We start from the raw sequence: 21,180 nt of genomic DNA, 5'->3' as shown, positions 1-21,180 counted from the left end.
TTCACCTTTATTGGTTTGGACTGGCTAAATGCCAGTTGGTATTTTGTTGATAATGATGAGCAATCTGGAGTAATTGACTTTCACCAAAATGTTTTCCCATGAGTTGCAAACCGATAGGGAGCCCCTGAGCAAAGCCTGCGGGGATTGAAATTGCGGGGAGTCCAGCAAGATTAGCTGCTACTGTGAACACGTCAGCTAGGTAATTCTGAATGGGATCTGCAATTTTTTCACCCAGTTTGAAGGCACATGTTGGGGTAGTTGGTCCGAGAATAACATCAACAGATTTAAGGGTTGTGACAAGTTCTTCCTGGATAAGACGACGAATTTTTTGAGCTTGCAGGTAGTATGCGTCAAAATAACCCGATGAAAGTACATGTGTTCCCGTAAGAATCCGGCGCTTTACTTCAATTCCAAAGCCTTCACTGCGCGTATTGCGAATAAGCTCCGTTAATGTTGATGCATGCTCACTGCGATAGCCAAAACGTAAACCATCATAGCGTGATAAATTAGAAGAGGCTTCAGCACAAGCCACTACGTAGTAGCAGGGTACCCATAAAGGTTGAAGTTCCAAATTTAAAGAAACAATTTCGCCTCCTGCACTTTCAAAAACCTTCACTGCATCAAGAATCGCCTGTTGTATTGCTTGATCTACTTGTGGCTGAAAAAAACAGGATGGTAAACCTATTTTTAGTTTAGATAAGGGTTTATTAAGATCAGCACAATATTCAGGAATTGCTGAATCAACTGAAGTGGAGTCTTTAGGATCGAATCCAGCCATCGCTTGAAGAACCAATGCTAAGTCTTCCGCACTTCGCGCTAAAGGACCTGCCTGATCCAGACTGGAGGCGTAAGCAATCATCCCATAGCGAGAAATAAGACCATAAGTGGGTTTAATTCCGCTGATTCCACATAAGGCAGCGGGTTGCCGTATTGAACCTCCCGTATCAGAACCTATAGCAAAAGGGACCAAGCCAGCGGCTACAGCTGCTGCAGAACCACCTGAAGAACCACCTGGAACGCGCTCTTTATCCCATGGATTTTTTACAGCCCCAAAGTAACTGTTTTCATTGGACGAGCCCATCGCAAATTCGTCCATATTCGTTTTACCAATCAAAATAGAACCTTGAGCGAGCAACTTACTGACTAAAGTTGCTTCATAAGGTGATTGAAAATGGGCAAGCATTTTTGAAGCACAGGTCGTTGGCATGCGCAGGGTACAAAATAAATCTTTTAATGCCATAGGAATACCTGTAAGCATTTTACCATGACCTTTTTTTAGTTCTTGATCTGCTTTTTTAGCTTCAAGAATCGCGTGTTCCTCATCTAGACTGATAAAAGCATTTAACTCTTGATGCTTTTTAATTTGTGTGAGGTACTGCTGAGTTAATTCAACACTAGAGAGTTTCTTCTGATGTAATGCTTGAGATAGCTGTTTTAAGGATAAATGTTCCATGATTACTTACTCTGGTCAATAACTTGAGGGACTAAATAAAGATCTTGTTCAAATCGTGGGGCAAGGGTTTCTAAATCGGAAAGACAATTTTCTTCGGTTACCACATCGGATCTTAATCGTTGATTTAATGCAAGAGGATGAAAAAGAGGTTCTACTTTTTGAGTATCAATAGAACGGAGTTGGTCGACAAAATTCATGATTGCATTAATGTCTTCGATGAGTTTAGGTGAATGCTCTATGTCTGTATCCAGATAAGCGAGCTGAGAAATTTTGTCTAATTCTTTTGCCGAGATAGTCATAAAATATAGTACCTCACAGAGTTAATACCTCATTATAGGGCTTGTGTTGAAAAAATAGTTTGGAAGAGTGCGTTAATTCCCAAACTCCATTTTTGTCACTCCCGCGAAGGCGGGATTCCATTCTTAAATGAGAGATAATGCCAGTTTCACATACGATAGTTATCAACAAAGCTCATTATAACGGGGATGTTATAACTTAAAAATAAAAAGTAAACTATTAGTAGAGATATTCTATTGCAACAATAACACGCGTAATAGAAACTTTCTTTACACTCAATTCTCAGGGTGAAAAATCATTATTACTCTGATCTTGTGATGGTTTTGGATTATCAGGCTGTTTTTTAAAAAAATGATTCAGTAATGCTCTTACCTTCTCGGTAGAGGGCTTAGAAGATCCCTGAATAGGAAAAATTCCCTTTTCAACAGATCTTAACTCCTGATCATCCATTTTCATGGCACCCAAAAGAAACAATTTATTTTGGCTGTCTACATAAATAGTATGATGATCTACTGCATCAAAATACTTCACATCAGAAGCGATTTTCATGAATCCTTCGAATTCTTCAATCGGACCCAATTGTCCTTTAGTATTTGAACCACTTGCAAGTAATAAATTATCACGAGTTAGAATGAAACAACCTAACGCCGTGGCCTTAATTTGTTTTGCCTTAACATCTGACAACTTAGTCCAAGTATTAATAAACACGTTTTCTGGATTTAATCCTAATAATCCTGATTGATTGTTCCCGTATACATAGACTTCACCATTCGTAGTTAACAAAAGTGCACATTGCTGTTGATTGTTCACCGCAATATCAGCAATTTCTAAGTCAGAAGAGGGCGTGGGAAGCCAATCGGATAAAAAAGCTTTAATGTGTTTCAATGGATAAGCTTTTAATGGGTTACCCATTATTTTAAACGCCTTGTCGGGGGAGTCGTCAGTGAAAATTAAAGCGCTTGTATGATCTTGGGCAAAAACATTTTTTACTGTTGCTTGTACTTCTATAGGGGTAGGTACATAAATGCTTGTAGCACTTGAATCAGGGGCTATCTGTCTTTCTTCATTTCTTCCCAGGCCATAGACTTTACCTGATTCACCTAAAAAAATTGCATGTGAAAATCCAGTTGCAATATGAGTCACACGCTCTTTAAGCGCAGTGATTTCGGTTAATTGAGAAACATGTTTTATATGTTCACCGAGTCCAAGTTGTCCTCGTAAATTACTTCCTATAGCTAAAACTCGTCCGTGGTTTAAAAGAATCAAAGTGAAATCTTGGCCACAATGCACCTCTTTTACTTTTAATTCCTCAATTAAATAATCTGATGCCAATATGTTAACGGCTTTAGACACTTTTTTTAATTTTAATATTTCCGTTATGGTGAGGTTATCGAGAACTAGAAATAAGATTTCCTTAGGAAGAGTGGTGAGTTGTTGTAAATCTACCTCTAAACGGGATTCACCCATAAAAAAAATTCTCCTGGCATTTTGTCACGGGTAAGCCTAATTCAAGGCGTAACTTGTTTATTATTTTCACTATCTGCAGAAAATGTATGTTCCTCTTTTTGGGGCAAAAGATCAACTACTTTTCGCAAATGGTTTACGTCCATTTTGCTGATTTTTTCATTACTAGGAATCGCCTCATATTTGCTAAGATATCTACTCCAATAGGGTTTGGATTTCTCAAATGCAGGTAATAAAGCGGATAAAGTCTCATTAGTTATATTGGATGAAGCAATATTCCACCTGTAATTATTGTTTCCAGCTTTTTCAATAGATCGTGCTAGAACCGCTTGAGCAGCTACCTTCAACGCTACTTCAGGGGTGATATCACCCGCTCTTACCTGTCTGTTTAATACATCAAGTAATTCGAGCTTTAAACTATGTCTGGAAGTCTTGTTTACGTAGGCTTTCAAATCATCTAGAAAGGTGACCGCAATTTGTTGTTTACTATCAAGTTGTTGAGAAAAGAAACTACCACCTGAAACAATAGATACTTTTGCCAATTGCTCCCGAAAAGATCGACTCGAAATTGCTGTTTCGTCTGATTGAAGTTGTTCTATTTCTGGTTCCTGAGAATCATAGCAAGAAACCAATTGGGATGTCATCCGGGGAAATGGGTAATTACTCGTCAGAAATGCACCATAACCCTCTTTAGTATGCCCCATAACTACCGCCCATGGATCAACAATAATGCATTGAGACAGATTGTTCAGATCCTGAGAGTTATGATTAAGGAGAAGATAGGTGTGCGAGTATCTACCTCTTTTATGGCTCACCATTTTAATGTGCATCTGAGGTAATTCCCCAGTATCCATTTTTTTTAATAAATGATCAGCAGCGAGCAAAGCGAAGGAATGACAAGCTCCCAACCCCGATTCTCTAACTTTTTCAGCGGTTTCGGCAATTGCAGAGCGTCTATAAGTGGCTTGTGCTCCCCCCAGCCCCATAACTAGTTTTTTAGGAGTTTGTCTTGCTTTTGCCAAAACAGATTCTCTTGCAGATGGTGGTATTAAATCTTCAAATGCCCCTGCATCCATTGACCCATATTGAGAAAGATTTAATTGAAATAACTGAGCAGTTAACGGTGTATAGACAAAAGCCTTTGGGTCATGTTTACGGTTAATTGAAGCTAACTGACTGAATGCGGGATCATTTATCGTGACCTCAAGTACCTGCAATTCAAAAATAGAAAGCTTTCCGCTATTATCGTTAATATATTTTTGTGGATTTCTTAAAAATAAATCCAATTTTTCATCGGTGTCTATTATTTTTAAAAAATCAGGTAATGTGGCTGTTAATGAAGAAAATCTAAATCTTTCCCCTGCAATGATATTTCTAAGTTCGGTAACAAAAGTTAAATCATCAATTTTTTGCCTTTTCTCTAAAAGCTTAAACATCTTATCTTGGGCTTGTTCGCTAATACCATCATAAATGTCTTCGATAAGTTTAGCTAATTTACCTTGGTCATATTTGTCATTAATGTAGCACTCTTTGTTTATTTGCTGAAAAACTGTTGAATGAAAATCATTCCACTCTTTTTCTCTCATTGCAGAAAGTTCGCTGGTTAATTTTAAAATTCTTGCATTGGAGCTTGCCTTTGGACTGGTGCTTGTTTTAGCAGTCGGAAATTGTTCTGGTTTGTATCTCATAGTAGATTATCAACGAATAATTGATTCATGAGATAACTATAGAATTTATTTCTTAAGGAAAAATTACTTATTTATTAAGGATTTATTAACAAAAATGAGAAAAATAATAAATACAATAACTTATGATAAATATACAAATTGAAAAAATATTGATCCAATTGCTGTGTGGCTCTTTAATCTCAAGAATAGTGAAGGAGCTCTCTCGTTGCATTCGGAATGACGGGATTACACGATAATATGCCCGCTCTTTTATTATGTATCCTGGGTTTGGCGAAGCCTTACCCGGGATTTAGGGGATGAAGAAACCACTTAATACAGTTGAGCTCAGATTAATGTTCTGGATTATTACTTTTTCAGGTAAGGAAACTCATCATGAAGAAGCTGAATGACAGGGTTTAATTGTTCTTTACTTTTTACGATAAGAAGCACGGTATCGTCACCGGCAATCGTTCCTAAAATTCCTGAATCCTGAATGGCTTGAGGTGAAAAAGATACGAATTTTCTATCAATAAAAAAAGCCAAACTGTTTGCATTTCCAGGGTGAGTATGAAGCACTATAAGACCATAATCGGAGACTTGCATATTCAGTACCAAAGGTAAGTTAGGTAGATTGAAGTCGACTACTTGATAAGCTCCACCTATTTTTGCAATTTTTAATTTTTTCAGCCTTCGTGATAGGGTTGCCTGAGGAATCGTATAACCCCGTGCTTTTAGGCTGTTTTGCAAATCAATTTGCTCAGCAATTTTTTCGGTTTGCACAATATTTAATATATGTCCATCAAGGGCAGCGTCTAGGCTCATTCAATTCTCCGCTTAATTGGTGATCAGTGAATACAAAGTCATTTTAATGAAATTATATTCAAAATATCTTGACAGGGCAAGTCAAGATTGCTACATTTGAAAAACGCATAAAAACTGGATTTATATTCAAATGAAACAATTATTTTTTGTCATTTTAATAGGCCTTGCTTTGCTTGTTTCTTTTTGTTACGCGAGAATCCCTAAGGAGAGCATTCAATATATTCATTTTGCCGTGGCTGCGGAATATCCACCATTTGAATACAATGATCATGGGGAAATCAAAGGTTTTGATATTGATCTTGCTCGTTTGATTGCAAAAAAATTAGGTAAGGAAGCATTTTTTGATAGCATGCAATTCAGCAGCATCTTGCCAGCCCTAAGCTCTGGTCAGGTTGATGCAGCGATTTCTACAATTACGATTACAGATCAGCGAAAAAAGAATTTTGATTTTAGTGAGCCTTATTATTTCGAGAGTATGGCGGCTGTTTTTCCTGAAAACAAGCCGATTAAAAACGTACAACAATTAGCTGACAAAAAAATAGCAGTTCAATTAGGTAGTACCATGGAAATTTGGTTGAAGCAGAACGTTCCGAATGCCAAGCTTTTAGTGATGGATAATAACAATCAAACCATTGCAGCTTTAAAAGCCGGCCATGCTGATTTAGTTCTATTGGATGGCGTACAAGGTGCCGTATTTAGTAAGAAAAATCCTGGACTGTCTTTTGCTGTGATTGCTAAATCAGATGATGGCTACGGCTTGGCTTTAAAAAAGAATTCTGAGTTGACGCAAAAAATAAATCAGGTTTTACATGAAATCGAACAAACGGGTGAGCTGAGTGCACTCAAGAAAAAATGGCTGGAGAATACACAATGGAAGAGTTAACACAAAACATCCTCTATATTGGTGAGGGAACTCTAGTTACTTTAATCTTGTTAATGGGTGGTTTGTTCATAGGAACTCTATTAGGAACCGTACTTGCTTTATTGCGATACCAAGGAATTATGAAACCACTAATCAATGGATTTATTTCGGTGATGAGAGGGACCCCAGTTATTTTACAGCTTAGTTTTGTTTATTTTGCTGTGCCCGCATTAATCGGTATTAAAGCGAATATTCTGACGGCCGGGCTTTTAACATTTGGTCTGAACAGTTCAGCATACATTGCCGAAATTCTCCGTTCAGGAATAGAACATTTGCCCAAAGGTCAGTTTGAAGCAGCAAAAACGTTACAAATACCTAATTTTTATTTATGGAAAGATATTGTTCTACCCCAGGTCGTGAAAAATATATTTCCTGCATTCATCAATGAAATGATTGCGCTACTGAAAGAAACCGCATTAATTGCGACTATAGGTGGAATGGACCTGATGCGTAGGGCTCAATCAGTTGCTGCCGAACAATTTACCTACTTTGTTCCTTTATGTATTGCGGGTTGCTTTTACTACGGTATGGTTCTCTTAATTGAATGCATGGGTAAAAAAATTGAAGAAAGGGGGCTTTATGTTAGTCATTAACCAAGCATCTAAATATTTTGGTTGTCTACCCGTATTAAATAACATTAATTTAGAATTACAGGCTCATACGGTGCTCGGTTTAGCAGGACCATCAGGGAGCGGTAAATCCACATTGCTACGTTGCATACAACAATTAGAAACTCTGGACTCCGGTACGATCACAGTAAAGGGACAAAGCGGTTTTATGTTTCAGGATTTTCAGCTTTTTCCTCATATGAACGTGATGCAGAACTTAGTTTATGCTCCTCGCTTACAAAACAAAACATTAAATCATGAAGAGCAAGCCCATTCTTTGCTGCAGAGTTTGGGGATTAGTGATAAAGCATCTTCTTATCCACATCAGTTGTCTGGAGGGCAAAAGCAACGCGTTGCTTTAGCTCGAAGCTTAATGATGAACCCCACTTTACTGCTTTGTGATGAACCGACTTCGGGTCTTGATCTGGCGACAATTGATGATGTCATTAACTTATTAAATTCAGTCAAGTCTTTAGGCGTTACGATGGTCATTGCTTCTCACGATCTCGATTTTCTCAGCAAAATGTCGGATCAATTGATAGTTCTGAAAGGCGGCCAAATAGTTGCGGATGTGGTCCCTAAAGAATTGGCTGAACCTATTTTGCATTTAAAACAATACTACCAGGAGTAAACCCATGAATGAATCGATTAAAAAAATTGTCCTTGCTTATTCAGGGGGATTGGATACTTCCGTAATGATTCCATGGCTTAAAGAGCATTACCAACAGGCTGAAATCATCGCTATGGTGTGTGATTTAGGACAAAATGAAGACTTGACAGCGATTAAGGAAAAAGCAAAAAAAAGCGGCGCCTCAAAAGCCTATGTAATGAATGTTCAAGATGAATTTGTTAGTGACTATCTGTGGCGATTAGTTAAAGCGGGAGCGCTTTATGAAAATCAATATATCCTAGGGACCATTTCACGGCCATTGATTGCAAAAAAAATGGTTGAAATTGCATTGGAGGAAAATGCAGAAGCTGTTGCTCATGGAGCAACTGGAAAAGGTAATGATCAGGTGCGTTTTGAATATACGGTCAAAGCCTTGGCTCCAGAACTTAAAATTATTGCTCCATGGAGAACATGGAAGATTAAGTCAAGACAACAGGCAATTGAGTATGCCAAATTACATGGGATAGAAGTACCCGTTACCCCAAAATCACCTTATTCACGCGATCATAACCTTTGGTATATTTCCCATGAGGGCGGTGTGTTGGAAGATCCGGGACAACCTAGACCCGATGATTTATTATTAATGACAGCTTCTTTGGAACAAACACCTGATAATCCAGAGTTAGTGAGTATTGAGTTTGAAAAAGGGGTGCCTGTTGCATTGAATGCTACAAAAATGTCTTCGGTCGAATTGCTCAGACAATTAAATCAAATTGCTGGTTCTCATGGAATTGGAGTGGCTGATCTTGTTGAAAATCGATTAGTAGGCATGAAAATCAGAGGAATATATGAAGCACCTGCAGCCGCAGTTTTATACAAGGCGCATCAAATGCTTGAAAGTTTATGTCTTGATCGATCCACTTTGCATTTAAAACAGTCTTTACAACAAACTTATGCCAATCTTGTTTATGAAGGACGATGGTTTTCTCAAGCCAAGCATGCGTTGGATGCATTGATTGATGTGACGCAACAACATATGACTGGAACTGTAAGTGTGCAGTTATTTAAAGGGAATATAATTCCTTATGGAATGTATTCTCCATTTAGTTTACATGATCCTGCCTTAGCGACATTCGAAGAAGATGGTGTTTATAATCAACAGGATGCTGAAGGATTTATTAATTTATTTTCTTTGTCGGCACAAGTGTATGGCAAGGTACATAAAGGAGGTCAATGATGGCCCATAAAACTTGGGGAGGACGATTCAAGAAGGAGCTCGATCCTAAAGTCATGCATTTTAATGCTTCTTTGGCTTTTGATAAGGTGCTTTATCTCCACGATATTATGGGCAGTCAAGCACATGCAAAAATGTTAGCACGTCAAGGACTTATTTCAGACAATGAGGCAGATTTGATCTGCAGTGGACTTGATGAAATAAGTCATGAAATAAAGCAAGGGATTCATGAATTTGATGAGTCATGTGAAGACATTCATATGTTTGTGGAACAATTACTCATCGCCAAAATTGGTGACGTAGGTAAAAAACTTCACACAGGTCGCAGTCGTAATGATCAGGTTGCTCTAGATTTAAGGCTTTATTCTCGTGATGCCGGGTTGCACATTAATACACTTTTGCAACATTTAAATCAGGCTTTGGATGAATTGGCGAGTACCCATGCCAATGATAAAATTCCAGGTTATACCCATTTACAACAAGCTCAACCCATTTCTTTAGGACAGTTTTTTGCTGCGTACCGGGCAATGTTTCAACGAGACTTAGAGCGCTTGCGTGATTGGCATACACGAATGAATTGTTCTCCTTTAGGAGCCGGTGCTTTAGCAGGAAGTACTTTGCCATTGGACCGGATTTGGGTGGCACAAACTTTGGGTTTCAGCGGGGTAATTGAGAATACACTGGATGCCGTGAGCGATCGAGATTTTATCATTGAATTTTGTTCTGTTGCCTCAATTATGATGATGCATTTATCACGTCTTGCAGAAGATTTAATTCTTTGGGCGACTCAAGAATTTGGTTTTATAACACTGGATGATGCTTTTGCTACGGGTTCCTCTTTAATGCCTAATAAGAAAAATCCAGATGTTTTGGAGTTAATTAGAGGTAAAAGTGGACGAGTGTTTGGACATTTAATGGGAATTCTAACTGTAATGAAGGGGTTGCCGCTGGCGTATAACAAGGACATGCAAGAAGATAAAGAGTGCTTGTTTGATACAGTCAATACATTGGGGGCTTGTTTGGAAATCATCACACCTTTCCTGCATAGCGTTCAATTCAATACAAAATTAATGGCACAAAAAGCCAATAGTGGTTATCTCAATGCGACAGCAATATTAGAATCTTTAGTATTGAAAGGAATCCCTTTTAGGGATGCTCATCATCAGGTGGGTTTGTGGATTCAGGCGGCCATTGATAAGAATTGTTCGCTTGAAGAGATTATGAAAAGTGAATCTTAATTTGCGGCCTGGGTGCAGGATGGTGATTATGAAATTATCCCCCTCTGCCACTTGATGGAGAGGGGCAGGGGTGAGGGTACCCTCATCCGCGTAACGGGCACCTTCTCCCCTAGAGGAGAAGGGAAGGATAATGGCTACATATCATCCAGGCCACGAGCTTCTTGCAGAAGCTTATTTTTAAAGTAGAATGAGGGGCACACCATAATTTTTCTATTGAGTTAGTCATTCATGTTGCAACATTATAAAACCCAAGGGGGTGTGGAGTTAGAGTGTTTTCAGACGCCACTGGACTATCAGCAAGGTATAGAAAATCTTCTTGAACATTTGGATTCACAAAGAGGCGCTTTATTTGCGTCAAGTTTTGAATACCCCGGGCGTTACACCTGTTGGGATATAGGTTTTTATAATCCACCGTTGGCTTTTATTTGCAGGCAGAATTTAATTCAAATTGATGCACTAAACCAACGCGGTGAGATGCTATTAACCTTCATTATGCCATTATTAGCACATGAAAAAAGTTTAGAAATTCTGGCACAAAGTCATACTTTGCTGCAAATCAAAATTAAAAATTCCGAAGAAGTATTCAGCGAGGAGGAGCGAAGTCACCAACCCTCTGTATTTACTGTGATTCGTCTCATTCTGGCTTTTTTTAAAGTGGAAAATGAACCCTATTTGGGACTATATGGTGCTTTTGGTTTCGATTTGATTTTTCAATTTGAAGAGTTACAGAAACATAAAAAAAGAGAGCTTTCGCAAAGAGATATGGTGCTTTATTTGCCCGATGAAATTTATGTAGTGAACCATCGTAAAGAAGAAGCCTTTATTCGACGATATGATTTTCAATATCAAGGCCAATCTACAAAGTCCTTGGCGAGGGAAGGGATTTCGGTAACCTACCAATCACCGAATAAACCTGAAAAGGCGTGTGATCATATGCCAGGAGAGTATGCACAAGTTGTAGCTAAAGCCAAGGAGCGTTTTGCTTGTGGTGATTTGTTTGAAGTAGTACCAAGTCAAACATTTTATACCCATTATCAGGATCAACCTTCTCTTCTATTCAAACAAATGCGCCGTTTGAATCCTTCACCATATGGTTTTTTTATTAATTTGGGTGATGACGAATATCTGGTTGGCGCATCTCCAGAGATGTATGTAAGAGTTCAAGGAAAAAGGGTAGAGACGTGTCCAATTTCTGGAACCATTAAACGGGGTGCCGATGCTATAGAGGATGCAGAAAACATTCAGACGTTACTTGAATCAAAAAAAGAAGAATCTGAATTAACTATGTGTACCGATGTAGATAGAAACGATAAATCACGTATTTGTGAAGCAGGTTCAGTGAAAGTAATCGGTCGCAGACAAATTGAAATGTATTCGCGAGTGATTCATACCGTAGATCATGTTGAAGGTATTCTAAGAGAAGACTTTGATGCCGTAGACGCTTTTTTAACCCATATGTGGGTTGTTACTGTAACTGGTGCTCCTAAAATTTGGGCTCTTAATTTTATTGAAGAGCATGAAAAATCCCCCCGCAAGTGGTATGCCGGAGCTGTAGGTTGGTTTGGCTTTAATGGAAATTTAAATACGGGTTTGGTTTTGAGAACCGTGCGTATTGAAAAAGGAGTTGCCGAAATTCGTGTAGGTGCTACTTTGCTTTATGATTCAGTACCCGAATCAGAAGAGCAGGAGACGCGCTTAAAAGCATCTGCTTTTTTAGATATGTTACAAAAAAATGAATCCAATATTGATCGCAAGATAACGCATTTGCCTTTAACTGGAAAAGGAAAACACGTTTTACTTATCGATCATCAGGATTCGTTTGTACATACTTTGGCAAATTATCTCCGTCAAACTGGAGCGGAAGTCAGTACAATTCGTTTTGATAAAGCTTTGCATTATTTGCAAAATCAAAAATATGATCTTGTGGTCTTATCTCCAGGACCAGGTAAACCAAGTGATTTTAATCTATCTCAAACAATTGCTATGGCTATTTCTAAGGGGATTCCATTATTCGGAGTATGCTTGGGTTTACAAGGAATTGTTGAGTACTTTGGTGGTGTTTTGGATGTTTTAGAATATCCTATGCACGGTAAGCCATCAATCATAAATGTAGTTGGCGAACCGGAGTTGTTTTCGAGCTTAGGAGATAGTTTCAGAGCAGGAAGGTATCATTCACTGTATGCGCGTTTGAATGCAGTACCAAAAGAATTGAAGATTACAGCGATGAGCGATGACGGCGTGGTGATGGCTATTTCACATCAACAATTACCCATTCATGCTGTTCAATTTCATCCTGAAACCATATTGTCTTTAGTTAATCAGGCTGGATTAAAAATTATTACTAATTTGATGGGGATGGTTTAAGACCATGCGCAGTAAGATATTGATACTCTATACGGTATCTTTTGTCCTAGGTATTGTCGTCGGTCTTGTAGGTTCTACATTTCGATTGTCAATCGATGTACTAAGTAATTTATTCGATAAATTTTTTCATTTTCTTAGTGTGCATGGATGGCCAGCAGGTTTTATTTCTGGATTGGTATCGATGGTTCTGGTTTATGCTGCTTATTTTGCTGTAAAGCAGTATGCTCCTCAAGCATCAGGAAGTGGTGTTCCAGAGATTGAGGGTACCTTGCTTCATTTAAAAACCATACTTTGGCGGCGGTTGTTACCTGTAAAGTTCTTTTTTGGAATTTTGGTACTTTCAGCAAAGATGATCTTGGGCCGGGAAGGACCTACGATTCATATAGGTGGAAGTTTAGGAGAAATGCTGGGCAGCTTGTTTAACCTGTCTCGACGAAGAAAGGATAGTTTGATTGCTGCTGGCGCTGCTGCAGGCTTAGCTGTTGCTTTTAATGCTCCTTTAGCGGGTGTTATTTTTGTTATGGAAGAGATGCGTAACCAATTCAACTATTCTTTTACCAGCTTCAGTATGGTAGTGATTTGTTGCATTACAGCTACGGTCATTCTTGATTTGATAATAGGGCCCCAGCCAACGATTGCAATGAATGTCTTTGAATTCCCTCATCTTGATTCATTATGGTTATTTGCTTTGTTTGGTATTGTGGTAGGGTTTGTAGGACTTTTATTTAATCTCTCTTTAATGGGTACTCTAACACTCTTGGATAAATTGAGTTCAAGACAAAAATCATATTACGTCCTGACGGTAGGATTTTTGATTGGCTTCTTAGCAGTATATCATCCTGAGTCAGTTGGTGGGGGTATGAATATCATTCACCAAGCATTAACCATGTCCCCTGGGTTTGGTTTTTTGTGTTTTCTTTTAGTGGCACGGTTTATAGGAACTATGGTGTGCTATGGAACATCTGTTCCTGGAGGAATTTTTGCTCCTATCCTTTCTTTAGGTACGATTCTAGGTTTAGCTATATTCCATATTTTAGAATGGTTACATATTGATTTTTTAACCCAGCCCGGGATGTTTGCTGTTGCAGGAATGGCTGCTCTTTTTGCGTCATCCACGCGTTCTCCAATAACTGGAGCAGTGTTGGTGGTAGAAATGACTCATAATTATTATTTAATTTTCCCAGTGATGATGGCCTGCATTACCGCAACGATTGTGCTGCAACTTACTCCGAATGGACCTATCTATGAGCAATTATTAAATCGTACTCTTCGTTTGGATGCTAAGAAGATCGCATCAAAGTAGGTTTTCTTTAGGTGAGCGTGTTCACTGAGAATCATCGAAGACGCAAGTAAGAAGTGTGCTGTATTAATTTTTACTATCAAAGAATATTGGATGTTGTGAAACGCTGGGCTTAACAGCCCAACCTACTTTTTCTGTGCAACTCGTTATCTTGATATTGTGAAAGATCTTCTACTATAACATGGTACTATCTCGTGGAGATCCCTCGATAAAGTCGGGATGACCCGGCTTAAAAAATCAATCTACATGAACAACAATTTTCCCAAAATGCACCCCAGATTGCAGGTGTTGGTGTGCCTCTTCAATTTGTTCTAATTTAAATTCCGAATCAATGATAGGGGTTAGTTTTTTTGATCTCAGATGATTTGCCCAAGCTTTGTGAGCTTCAGTCCATAATTTGCTTTTTTCCGCAATCGATTGAGAACGGAGAACAAAGCCAAAAATTTGTAATCTTTTTCGCATAATCAATGCAAGGTTGCATTCTACGCTACTTCCTTTAAGGCAAGCGATCTGGATAAGTTTACTTTTAGGCTTCAACAAGTGTAAGTGTTTGTTAAAATAATCGCCGCCTATAAAATCAACAATCAAATCAACGCTGTGATCTTCAATTAAATCCTCGAAATCCTGTTTTTGATAATTGATGACTTGATCGGCACCAAGTTTAATTGCCTTATCCAATTTGTTATCAGTTCCTACCGTCGTAATGACGTGTGCACCAATCAATTTTGCCATTTGAATTGCTAACGAGGCGATACCACTTCCTGCACCATGAATCAGCAACGTTTGCCCTGATTCCAACATCCCTAAATCAAATAAAGTAGCATACACAGTCATCAATGCCTCAGGAAGTGCTGCAGCAAGTGTATAATCCCAAGTTTCCGGGATGTGCTGAGCTAATGAGGCTTCGACAGGGCATAACTCTGCATAAGCGCCACTTCCAACCAATCCATAAACTTTATCACCTGGTTTAAATTGGTTAACCTTTGCACCCACTTCAATTACTTCTCCAGCAACTTCCAAACCCAGAATATCAGACTCTCCGGCAGGTGGGGGGTATTTACCATAACGTTGCATGATGTCTGCCCGATTTATAGCAGTTGCTTTTACACGCACTAAAATTTGTGAGTCGCTGTATTCAGGGGTTGGGCCTTTTTCGATAACCAATCGATTGTGAGGACCGGGGTTTTCTATGTGTACGTAGCGCAAAATTTTTTCCTTAAATTAAATAATTAATTTAGCCTGGGTAAAGCAAAGCAGACCATTCATCAACGAGTGATCTCCATGCTGTACTACATTATTACAATGGGAGATCCCGCGTAGCAATCGGGGATGGTAAAATCTCAGATACCTAATGTTACAGCAGACTACATATCACACAAGCCACCTTTTACCACTTTACTTAAACAACCAGAGCTATATAATGCTTATACAGACCCTCTTTTATGTTGGGCAATGGCTAAATTTAATCATCAACGTCTTTATGCTTGGCTTTTTATCGTTCCTCAGCTAATTGTTACCCTGATGTTTTTTATTTGGCCTGCATGTAATGCATTATTGCAATCTTTTTTTTATACCGATGCGTTTGGCCTACATAAAAAATTTGCAGGACTATCCAATTTTTTGGATCTTTTTTTTGATCCGAGCTACAGCAAAGCAATTGGAGTGACCTTCATTATCGCTTTTAGCGTAACGTTTTTCACCATGAGCTTAGGTCTCCTTATCGCCATATTAGTGAATAATAGAGGCCGGACGCAAGGGGTATACAAATCTTTATTGATTTGGCCTTATGCAGTTGCTCCAGCAGTAGCAGCAATTTTATGGCGTTTTTTATGTCATCCAACATTAGGATGGCTGACGCATTTTTTGCAGTCGCTTGGAATTAATTTTGATTATGTAAATAATGTAAAACAAGCATTCGCGGTAGTGATCTTTACCGCAACTTGGCAGCAATTCAGCTACAATTTTCTATTTTATCTCGCAGCACTTAAAGCAATTCCTTCATCATTAATTGATGCGGCAATTATCGATGGGGCTTCTGGGTGGCAACGTTTTTGGCAAATCATTGTCCCACTTTTATCGCCAACTACTTTTTTCTTGATGATTATGAACTTGATGTATGGGTTTTTTGATACTTTTGGGATTATTCAAGTAATGACCCATGGCGGTCCAGGCAATAGTACAACCAATTTGATTTATAAAGTATATCAGGATGGATTTGAAGGAATGGATTTAGGAAGTTCATCTGCACAATCGGTACTCTTAATGATTATTGTTATTATTGTTTCATTAGTGCAATTTAAATACCTCGAAAAAAAGGTCCATTACGCATGAAATCATATTTCGCTCGTATTTTATCACATGGATTTTTATGTTTTTTTGTTATTTTGATGATGTTGCCTGTTTATTTGGCACTAGTTGCTGCCAGTAATGAAGGCAGTGTCATGATGCAATCTCATATTCCTATGGTTCCTGGTACTTTATTATTTAAAAATTTGAAGGCAGTAATGACGGAGGGCTTAGCAGTTACTGGAGGTGAGCCTATTACTTCCATGTTGTTGAACAGTTTTTTTATGGCGATGGCCATTGCATTAGGTAAGATTATTTTTGCTTTAGGCTCAGCGTTTGCTTTGGTTTATTTTGATTTTCCATTTAAAAAATTATGTTTTGCCATGATTTTCACAACGATGATGTTGCCCATAGAGGTTAGGATTGTGCCTACCTTTCAGGTTGTTGCTTCTTTTGGACTACTCAATTCATTTACTGGATTGACCTTACCTTTATTTGTGTCCGCTACAGGAACTTTTTTATTTCGTCAGTTTTTTAAAACCATACCCTCTGAACTTGTTGATGCGGCAAAATTAGATGGAGCGGGAGCTGTACGCTTCTTTTTTGATATTGTTTTGCCATTATCAAAAACGCAAATTGCCTCTTTATTTGTTATTTTATTTGTATATGGTTGGAATCAGTATCTCTGGCCGTTAGTGATTACTACAGAAACAAAAATGGCTACAGTGGTTATGGGGATTCGATATTTAGCTGGAGTGGCAGATCAAGTCCCACAATGGCATTACATTATGACTGTTGCATTGATTGCTCTAATCCCACCTTGTATGGTGGTCATGTTCATGCAGCGCTGGTTTGAAAAAGGGTTAAAATAAGTATGGCAACAGTTAATCTTATTGAAGTATCGAAGACTGTTGGGTTTACAACAGTTCTGGATAAAGTAAATGTTAGCATCAAAAAGGGGGAGTTTGTGGTTATTGTTGGGCCCTCCGGATGCGGAAAAACTACTTTATTACGTTTAATTGCTGGTTTGGATAATGTAAGTTCAGGTTCAATTTTAATCAATAATCAATGTGTCAATGAAATACCAGCCGCCAAAAGAGACATGGCTATGGTTTTTCAAAACTATGCTCTATATCCCCATATGACGGTATTTGAAAATATGGCTTATGGGTTAAAAATGAGACGTTATAAGAAAGCAGAAATTAAAAAAAGGGTAGATGAAGCAGCCCAATTGTTGCATTTAACCCCTTATTTGGAACGTAAACCGCAGGCACTTTCAGGGGGACAAAAGCAGAGAGTTGCCATGGGCAGAGCTATGGTTCGTTCCCCGGCAGTTTTTTTATTTGATGAGCCTTTATCCAACCTGGATGCAAAATTGCGTACCGAAATGCGCCATGAAATTCGCCGGTTGCATCAACAATTAAACACGACCAGTTTATATGTCACGCACGATCAAACTGAAGCAATGACTATGGCTGAACGTGTTATCGTACTTCATCAAGGTATTGTTGAACAAATAGGTACTCCTCAAGAGCTCTATCAAAATCCGGCAACTTTATTCGTGGCCGGATTTACAGGACAATATCCTATGAACATGGTTTCTGGAATCTTCGATAAAAGCAGTAATACCGTGCACACGGATTTGGGAGTTAATTTCCCAGTACCTGAGTTGGCTCTTGAGCTTGAAGATAAAGATGAGTTGGTTTTGGCCATTCGTGCCGAGCATATTTTGCTTTGTCCTGAAAATAATCCACAAGGGATCCCCATCCATATTGAATTTATAGATGATATGGGGGCTGACAAATTGATCCATGCAACATGTGTCAAAAATGGTCAGCGTCTTAATTTGCGCGTCACAGCGGATCAACTACTAACGAGTGGACAACTCCGTGTTGAGTTTCCTAAAATTAAATTACATCTTTTTCATCGTACTTCTGGAAAACGTATTGGAGAATGGCGTGCGTAAAGAAAAAAACAAACTAAAACCAATTGATACCCCGGTCTATGGTTATTGGTCTGCATTGTATATGTCTTTCTATTCACGACGTCTGTATATTGATGTTGGAAAACGTTGGCGGGGACTTGCTATTCTTTATCTCTTATTGACCATAGCCTTATGTTCCATTCCATTTTCATTAAGAATGAGCTTCAGTCTGAATCAATCTTTTAAAGAGCAAATCACTGATCCTTTATCAAAAATTCCTGTTTTTTATATTCAAAATGGAGAGGTTTCTTTTGATAAGCCCATGCCTTATTTAATTAAGAATGATCAAGGACAAGTCGTTGTTATTGTTGATACTACAGGAAAAATTAATGATTTCCCCGCAGATTATCCTTACCTTACGATTTTGATTAATAAAAACAAAATTTCTCTTAAAGTCCCAAGTCTTAAATTGTTTAATATGACGGATTCAAAACCCAGTAAAGGCGCTCCTTTAGTTCAAACCTTTGATAAGGGGACGAACCTGGTATTTGATGGTAAAAAACTTGCAGAAGAAAACTCGATTAAAGAATTAAAGTATTTTTCACAATTGATGATTTATCCTATGGTTGTCGCAATATTCTTCTCAATTTTTATTGTCTTTTTCTTAGTGTTAGCATTTTTAGGACAAGTTTTTTCAACTATATTCTTCTCTTTTAATGTGAGCTTTTTTCAATCAACCCGGCTGTTAATTGTTGCAGGAACTCCTATGTTATTACTGCTGCTTATAATGCTCACACTCAATTCAATTTTTCAGGGATCAGGATTCATTTTATTTGCATTACTTATTGCTTATTACAGTTTTGCTCTTCATGCCCTGCGTGCAGAAAGTAGGCGTCTTGTAAATTTATAAATTATAAAAAATTCTTTGAAATATTTCTAAAAGAGATGCAAATTAAATAAAAAAAGCTCGCTGAATCAAAGTATGAGTCAGCGAGCTTTTTGGTAACTATTGAGTAGTGCTCAAAGGATTTTTCCATGTGTGCGCAACATCCACCTCTTTGATATCCAGCTCTTCTGTGAGAATGTGAGCCTGGGTTCCACACCTAAAAAATGGGACACCGCTGGTGAAAACAGATTTTTTTGTGCTTCCTACTTCCAAATCAGGCGACAGCAGGGATTTAATACTTTTTATAGCTACTCCAATCTCCATACCCTCAATTCGTTGGCGTAAACTCTTAGTAACTTTTTCACTCGCTTCTGTACCATCAAGAATAAAATTAACAACATCATCGAGAGAAGCCGCTTTATCTAATTTTTTAAAATTATTTAACATTGCTTTCTGAATTGTCTCATTTTTAAAAAAATCACTGCTTTCTTTATCATGAAAATGATCCACCTCATAGCGCCAAGCAATCCATTTAGCAGCATCAGCAGGATCACGGTATGCTCTTACTACCGCTTTAGGATCTTGACTGGTTGGAAATGGAATCGTTATATATTTTTCTCCTTTGGTTAATCCTTCATACAATTTGTCGACGGTATTATCAGGTAACCATTTTTCGTCATAATTTTCAGGTGAAGCAATAATAACTACTGGGATTCCTCTCTCTAAGCCATTTAACATTTCAATTTGTGTCCAACGTCCAGCAGGTTCAATTACTACCATCGAAGTACACATGCTCGCTAAATAAGGAGAGTCTTGTCCCCAGTCTACATTTTCAACAATGAATTGAGTGCGAGAGCCATGACACTCTTCTGTTTTGACCGGATCGCTATCGTTGAGAAGGAAATGTTTAGTCCGGGAATGCATGGTGACTGCGTCGGTACTTCCTCCTTCCGGCATCACGGTGATGGGAGGGAAAAATCCACCGCCAGAATGGGTATCATGATCATGGATTAATCCATATAAATGTCCCATATAAGTCATACCAACTTCTCTTGGTGTTTGCTTTTGCCCAGACCAACCGCCATTTACTGTAGTAAAGGCTATTTTTTTGTTTTCAAGCTCTTCGATAACACCGTCAATAGCTCGAGCGGCATAAGAGGCGCGTTGTTGATACATCAACTTGGTTTTTCTTTCTTCTGGTCCTTTTTGTGTTACTTCTTTTTCTTCCAAATGATCAGGGAAATTTCGTGCAAATCCTAATAAACCAACGCGCTGGATATGCATTTCATTCAGTGATTTTATAGTGGATCCAAGAGTAATATTTTTTTGTTTGACAAGAGTATTCTCCTTGTCACCATAAAATGCATGAACGCTCTCTAGATCGGGATTCAACACAACACAAGGGTCAGCAATTTTAAGTTGAGGCTCACCCTTGGGGTCATATGAAAAAAATATTCTCGTACAATCTGGTGGAGCAGAACAAAATTGATATGAGAAATTAGTTTCTCCCTTTTGGGAGTTGGGAGGAGTGACCGTAACATTCCACATTTCAAAACGAGATATGGACTTCAATTGGGCCATCTCTTTAACGAAAATGTTGAATTTCATTAAATCGAGGGCTTCTTTTGAGTCTGGCGAATATCCTTTCTCTTCACATATCTTTTTATTTTTATCAAGCAGCTCCAAAACTTCATAAAAGGATGGCTTGTCAAATCCCTTTAGGCGTTGTTCTTTCCTTAAATTTTCTTTAAAAATTTCAGAAAAACCCATTATTTTGTCTCCGCGTACAACAATATTTGTTTTTGATTAGATCGTGATTTAAATAAGTAAAATCAATAAAAATCGACATGGGCAGTAATCAATATTGTTTGTTTTAATTAACTACTGTCTTTTTATTTTACATATCAATTATTAAGGCATTGTTAATTCCGATATATTTTTGAACAGATTTGAGATGATTTAGCCATGGGTCCCCAAGCAGCCCTATTTCTTCGGTATTTAATTGTCATGTTGTACGGTACAATAATTAATCAAAACTAAACCATATTGATGAATAATAGATCTGCATCGCTTTTCAATAGAATGCCGCTGTGTTATTATAAGAG

General features: G+C 38.2%; 18 protein-coding genes. 11 read left to right on the top strand and 7 right to left on the bottom strand.

What is annotated here, in order from left to right:
• Nucleotides 1-7: 7 nt before the first annotated feature.
• The 5 genes from gatA to ACF8MK_RS15065 all read right to left on the bottom strand — a co-directional run bounded on the left by gatA (nucleotide 8) and on the right by ACF8MK_RS15065 (nucleotide 5,703).
• On the bottom strand, nucleotides 8-1,453 hold the full coding sequence (gene gatA, locus ACF8MK_RS15085; RefSeq protein WP_392537346.1) for an Asp-tRNA(Asn)/Glu-tRNA(Gln) amidotransferase subunit GatA: 1,446 nt from the start codon (nucleotides 1,451-1,453) through the stop codon (nucleotides 8-10).
• Between the two features lie 2 nt (nucleotides 1,454-1,455).
• Entirely contained in the window at nucleotides 1,456-1,752 is a 297-nt protein-coding gene (gene gatC, locus ACF8MK_RS15080; RefSeq protein ID WP_392537345.1) for an Asp-tRNA(Asn)/Glu-tRNA(Gln) amidotransferase subunit GatC, read from the bottom strand.
• Nucleotides 1,753-2,032: 280 nt separating this feature from the next.
• Entirely contained in the window at nucleotides 2,033-3,217 is a 1,185-nt protein-coding gene (locus ACF8MK_RS15075) for a chromosome condensation regulator RCC1 (RefSeq protein ID WP_392537344.1), read from the bottom strand.
• A 41-nt stretch (nucleotides 3,218-3,258) separates the two neighbouring features.
• Nucleotides 3,259-4,902, bottom strand: coding sequence for a hypothetical protein (locus tag ACF8MK_RS15070; RefSeq protein ID WP_392537343.1), 1,644 nt, complete (start codon nucleotides 4,900-4,902; stop codon nucleotides 3,259-3,261).
• Nucleotides 4,903-5,247: 345 nt separating this feature from the next.
• A complete protein-coding gene (locus tag ACF8MK_RS15065; protein ID WP_392537342.1) occupies nucleotides 5,248-5,703 on the bottom strand; it encodes an ArgR family transcriptional regulator in 456 nt (151 codons plus the stop codon).
• A 130-nt stretch (nucleotides 5,704-5,833) separates the two neighbouring features.
• Here ACF8MK_RS15065 and ACF8MK_RS15060 point away from each other — a divergent pair, with 130 nt between their 5' ends.
• From ACF8MK_RS15060 to clcA, 7 genes are all read left to right on the top strand, one after another.
• Nucleotides 5,834-6,586: a substrate-binding periplasmic protein gene (locus ACF8MK_RS15060; protein ID WP_392537341.1), complete on the top strand. Its 753-nt coding sequence runs from the start codon at nucleotides 5,834-5,836 to the stop codon at nucleotides 6,584-6,586.
• The gene (locus tag ACF8MK_RS15055; RefSeq protein WP_392537340.1) at nucleotides 6,574-7,218 is read left to right on the top strand and encodes an amino acid ABC transporter permease; all 645 of its coding nucleotides are present in this window, start codon (nucleotides 6,574-6,576) and stop codon (nucleotides 7,216-7,218) included. The genes ACF8MK_RS15060 and ACF8MK_RS15055 overlap by 13 nt, the downstream gene beginning before the upstream one ends.
• Complete coding sequence (locus ACF8MK_RS15050; protein ID WP_392537339.1) at nucleotides 7,205-7,864, top strand: amino acid ABC transporter ATP-binding protein; 660 nt, start codon at nucleotides 7,205-7,207, stop codon at nucleotides 7,862-7,864. The genes ACF8MK_RS15055 and ACF8MK_RS15050 overlap by 14 nt, the downstream gene beginning before the upstream one ends.
• Before the next feature lie 4 nt (nucleotides 7,865-7,868).
• Entirely contained in the window at nucleotides 7,869-9,080 is a 1,212-nt protein-coding gene (locus ACF8MK_RS15045; protein ID WP_392537338.1) for an argininosuccinate synthase, read from the top strand.
• On the top strand, nucleotides 9,080-10,315 hold the full coding sequence (gene argH, locus ACF8MK_RS15040) for an argininosuccinate lyase (protein WP_392538978.1): 1,236 nt from the start codon (nucleotides 9,080-9,082) through the stop codon (nucleotides 10,313-10,315). The genes ACF8MK_RS15045 and argH overlap by 1 nt, the downstream gene beginning before the upstream one ends.
• A gap of 228 nt (nucleotides 10,316-10,543) precedes the next feature.
• The gene (locus ACF8MK_RS15035; protein WP_392537337.1) at nucleotides 10,544-12,679 is read left to right on the top strand and encodes an anthranilate synthase component I; all 2,136 of its coding nucleotides are present in this window, start codon (nucleotides 10,544-10,546) and stop codon (nucleotides 12,677-12,679) included.
• Between the two features lie 4 nt (nucleotides 12,680-12,683).
• The gene (gene clcA, locus ACF8MK_RS15030; RefSeq protein WP_392537336.1) at nucleotides 12,684-13,982 is read left to right on the top strand and encodes a H(+)/Cl(-) exchange transporter ClcA; all 1,299 of its coding nucleotides are present in this window, start codon (nucleotides 12,684-12,686) and stop codon (nucleotides 13,980-13,982) included.
• 234 nt (nucleotides 13,983-14,216) lie between these two features.
• Here clcA and ACF8MK_RS15025 read toward each other — a convergent pair whose 3' ends face one another.
• Nucleotides 14,217-15,185, bottom strand: coding sequence for an NAD(P)H-quinone oxidoreductase (locus ACF8MK_RS15025; protein WP_392537335.1), 969 nt, complete (start codon nucleotides 15,183-15,185; stop codon nucleotides 14,217-14,219).
• Between the two features lie 246 nt (nucleotides 15,186-15,431).
• Here ACF8MK_RS15025 and ACF8MK_RS15020 point away from each other — a divergent pair, with 246 nt between their 5' ends.
• From ACF8MK_RS15020 to ACF8MK_RS15005, 4 genes are read left to right on the top strand one after another with little or no spacing between them, the layout of a single operon-like run.
• On the top strand, nucleotides 15,432-16,310 hold the full coding sequence (locus ACF8MK_RS15020; RefSeq protein ID WP_392537334.1) for a carbohydrate ABC transporter permease: 879 nt from the start codon (nucleotides 15,432-15,434) through the stop codon (nucleotides 16,308-16,310).
• Nucleotides 16,307-17,137, top strand: a complete 831-nt coding sequence (ugpE, locus tag ACF8MK_RS15015; protein WP_392537333.1) for a sn-glycerol-3-phosphate ABC transporter permease UgpE — start codon at nucleotides 16,307-16,309, stop codon at nucleotides 17,135-17,137. The genes ACF8MK_RS15020 and ugpE overlap by 4 nt, the downstream gene beginning before the upstream one ends.
• A gap of 2 nt (nucleotides 17,138-17,139) precedes the next feature.
• Nucleotides 17,140-18,231 (top strand): ABC transporter ATP-binding protein, encoded by a 1,092-nt coding sequence (locus ACF8MK_RS15010; RefSeq protein WP_392537332.1) that lies wholly within the window; start codon nucleotides 17,140-17,142, stop codon nucleotides 18,229-18,231.
• A complete protein-coding gene (locus ACF8MK_RS15005; RefSeq protein ID WP_392537331.1) occupies nucleotides 18,224-19,099 on the top strand; it encodes a DUF1189 family protein in 876 nt (291 codons plus the stop codon). Before ACF8MK_RS15010 ends, ACF8MK_RS15005 begins: the two co-directional genes overlap by 8 nt.
• A 96-nt stretch (nucleotides 19,100-19,195) precedes the next feature.
• Here ACF8MK_RS15005 and ACF8MK_RS15000 read toward each other — a convergent pair whose 3' ends face one another.
• A complete protein-coding gene (locus tag ACF8MK_RS15000) occupies nucleotides 19,196-20,845 on the bottom strand; it encodes a hypothetical protein (RefSeq protein ID WP_392537330.1) in 1,650 nt (549 codons plus the stop codon).
• Between the last annotated feature and the right edge of the window lie 335 nt (nucleotides 20,846-21,180).

Source organism: Legionella sp. 227 (genome assembly GCF_043161935.1).
Classification (GTDB): Bacteria; Pseudomonadota; Gammaproteobacteria; order Legionellales; family Legionellaceae; genus Legionella; species Legionella sheltonii.
Note: the sequence above shows the minus strand (reverse complement) of the source record. Positions and strands in the feature narration are given on the sequence as shown.

Coding starts and splice junctions, on each gene's coding strand:
- ACF8MK_RS15070 (WP_392537343.1), bottom strand. CDS start 4,902: ATGAGATACAAACCAGAACAATTTCCGACTGCTAAAACAAGCACCAGT.
- clcA (WP_392537336.1), top strand. CDS start 12,684: ATGCGCAGTAAGATATTGATACTCTATACGGTATCTTTTGTCCTAGGT.
- ACF8MK_RS15055 (WP_392537340.1), top strand. CDS start 6,574: ATGGAAGAGTTAACACAAAACATCCTCTATATTGGTGAGGGAACTCTA.
- ugpE (WP_392537333.1), top strand. CDS start 16,307: ATGAAATCATATTTCGCTCGTATTTTATCACATGGATTTTTATGTTTT.
- ACF8MK_RS15020 (WP_392537334.1), top strand. CDS start 15,432: ATGGCTAAATTTAATCATCAACGTCTTTATGCTTGGCTTTTTATCGTT.
- argH (WP_392538978.1), top strand. CDS start 9,080: ATGGCCCATAAAACTTGGGGAGGACGATTCAAGAAGGAGCTCGATCCT.
- ACF8MK_RS15050 (WP_392537339.1), top strand. CDS start 7,205: ATGTTAGTCATTAACCAAGCATCTAAATATTTTGGTTGTCTACCCGTA.
- ACF8MK_RS15045 (WP_392537338.1), top strand. CDS start 7,869: ATGAATGAATCGATTAAAAAAATTGTCCTTGCTTATTCAGGGGGATTG.
- gatA (WP_392537346.1), bottom strand. CDS start 1,453: ATGGAACATTTATCCTTAAAACAGCTATCTCAAGCATTACATCAGAAG.
- ACF8MK_RS15035 (WP_392537337.1), top strand. CDS start 10,544: ATGTTGCAACATTATAAAACCCAAGGGGGTGTGGAGTTAGAGTGTTTT.
- ACF8MK_RS15000 (WP_392537330.1), bottom strand. CDS start 20,845: ATGGGTTTTTCTGAAATTTTTAAAGAAAATTTAAGGAAAGAACAACGC.
- ACF8MK_RS15010 (WP_392537332.1), top strand. CDS start 17,140: ATGGCAACAGTTAATCTTATTGAAGTATCGAAGACTGTTGGGTTTACA.
- gatC (WP_392537345.1), bottom strand. CDS start 1,752: ATGACTATCTCGGCAAAAGAATTAGACAAAATTTCTCAGCTCGCTTAT.
- ACF8MK_RS15060 (WP_392537341.1), top strand. CDS start 5,834: ATGAAACAATTATTTTTTGTCATTTTAATAGGCCTTGCTTTGCTTGTT.
- ACF8MK_RS15075 (WP_392537344.1), bottom strand. CDS start 3,217: ATGGGTGAATCCCGTTTAGAGGTAGATTTACAACAACTCACCACTCTT.
- ACF8MK_RS15065 (WP_392537342.1), bottom strand. CDS start 5,703: ATGAGCCTAGACGCTGCCCTTGATGGACATATATTAAATATTGTGCAA.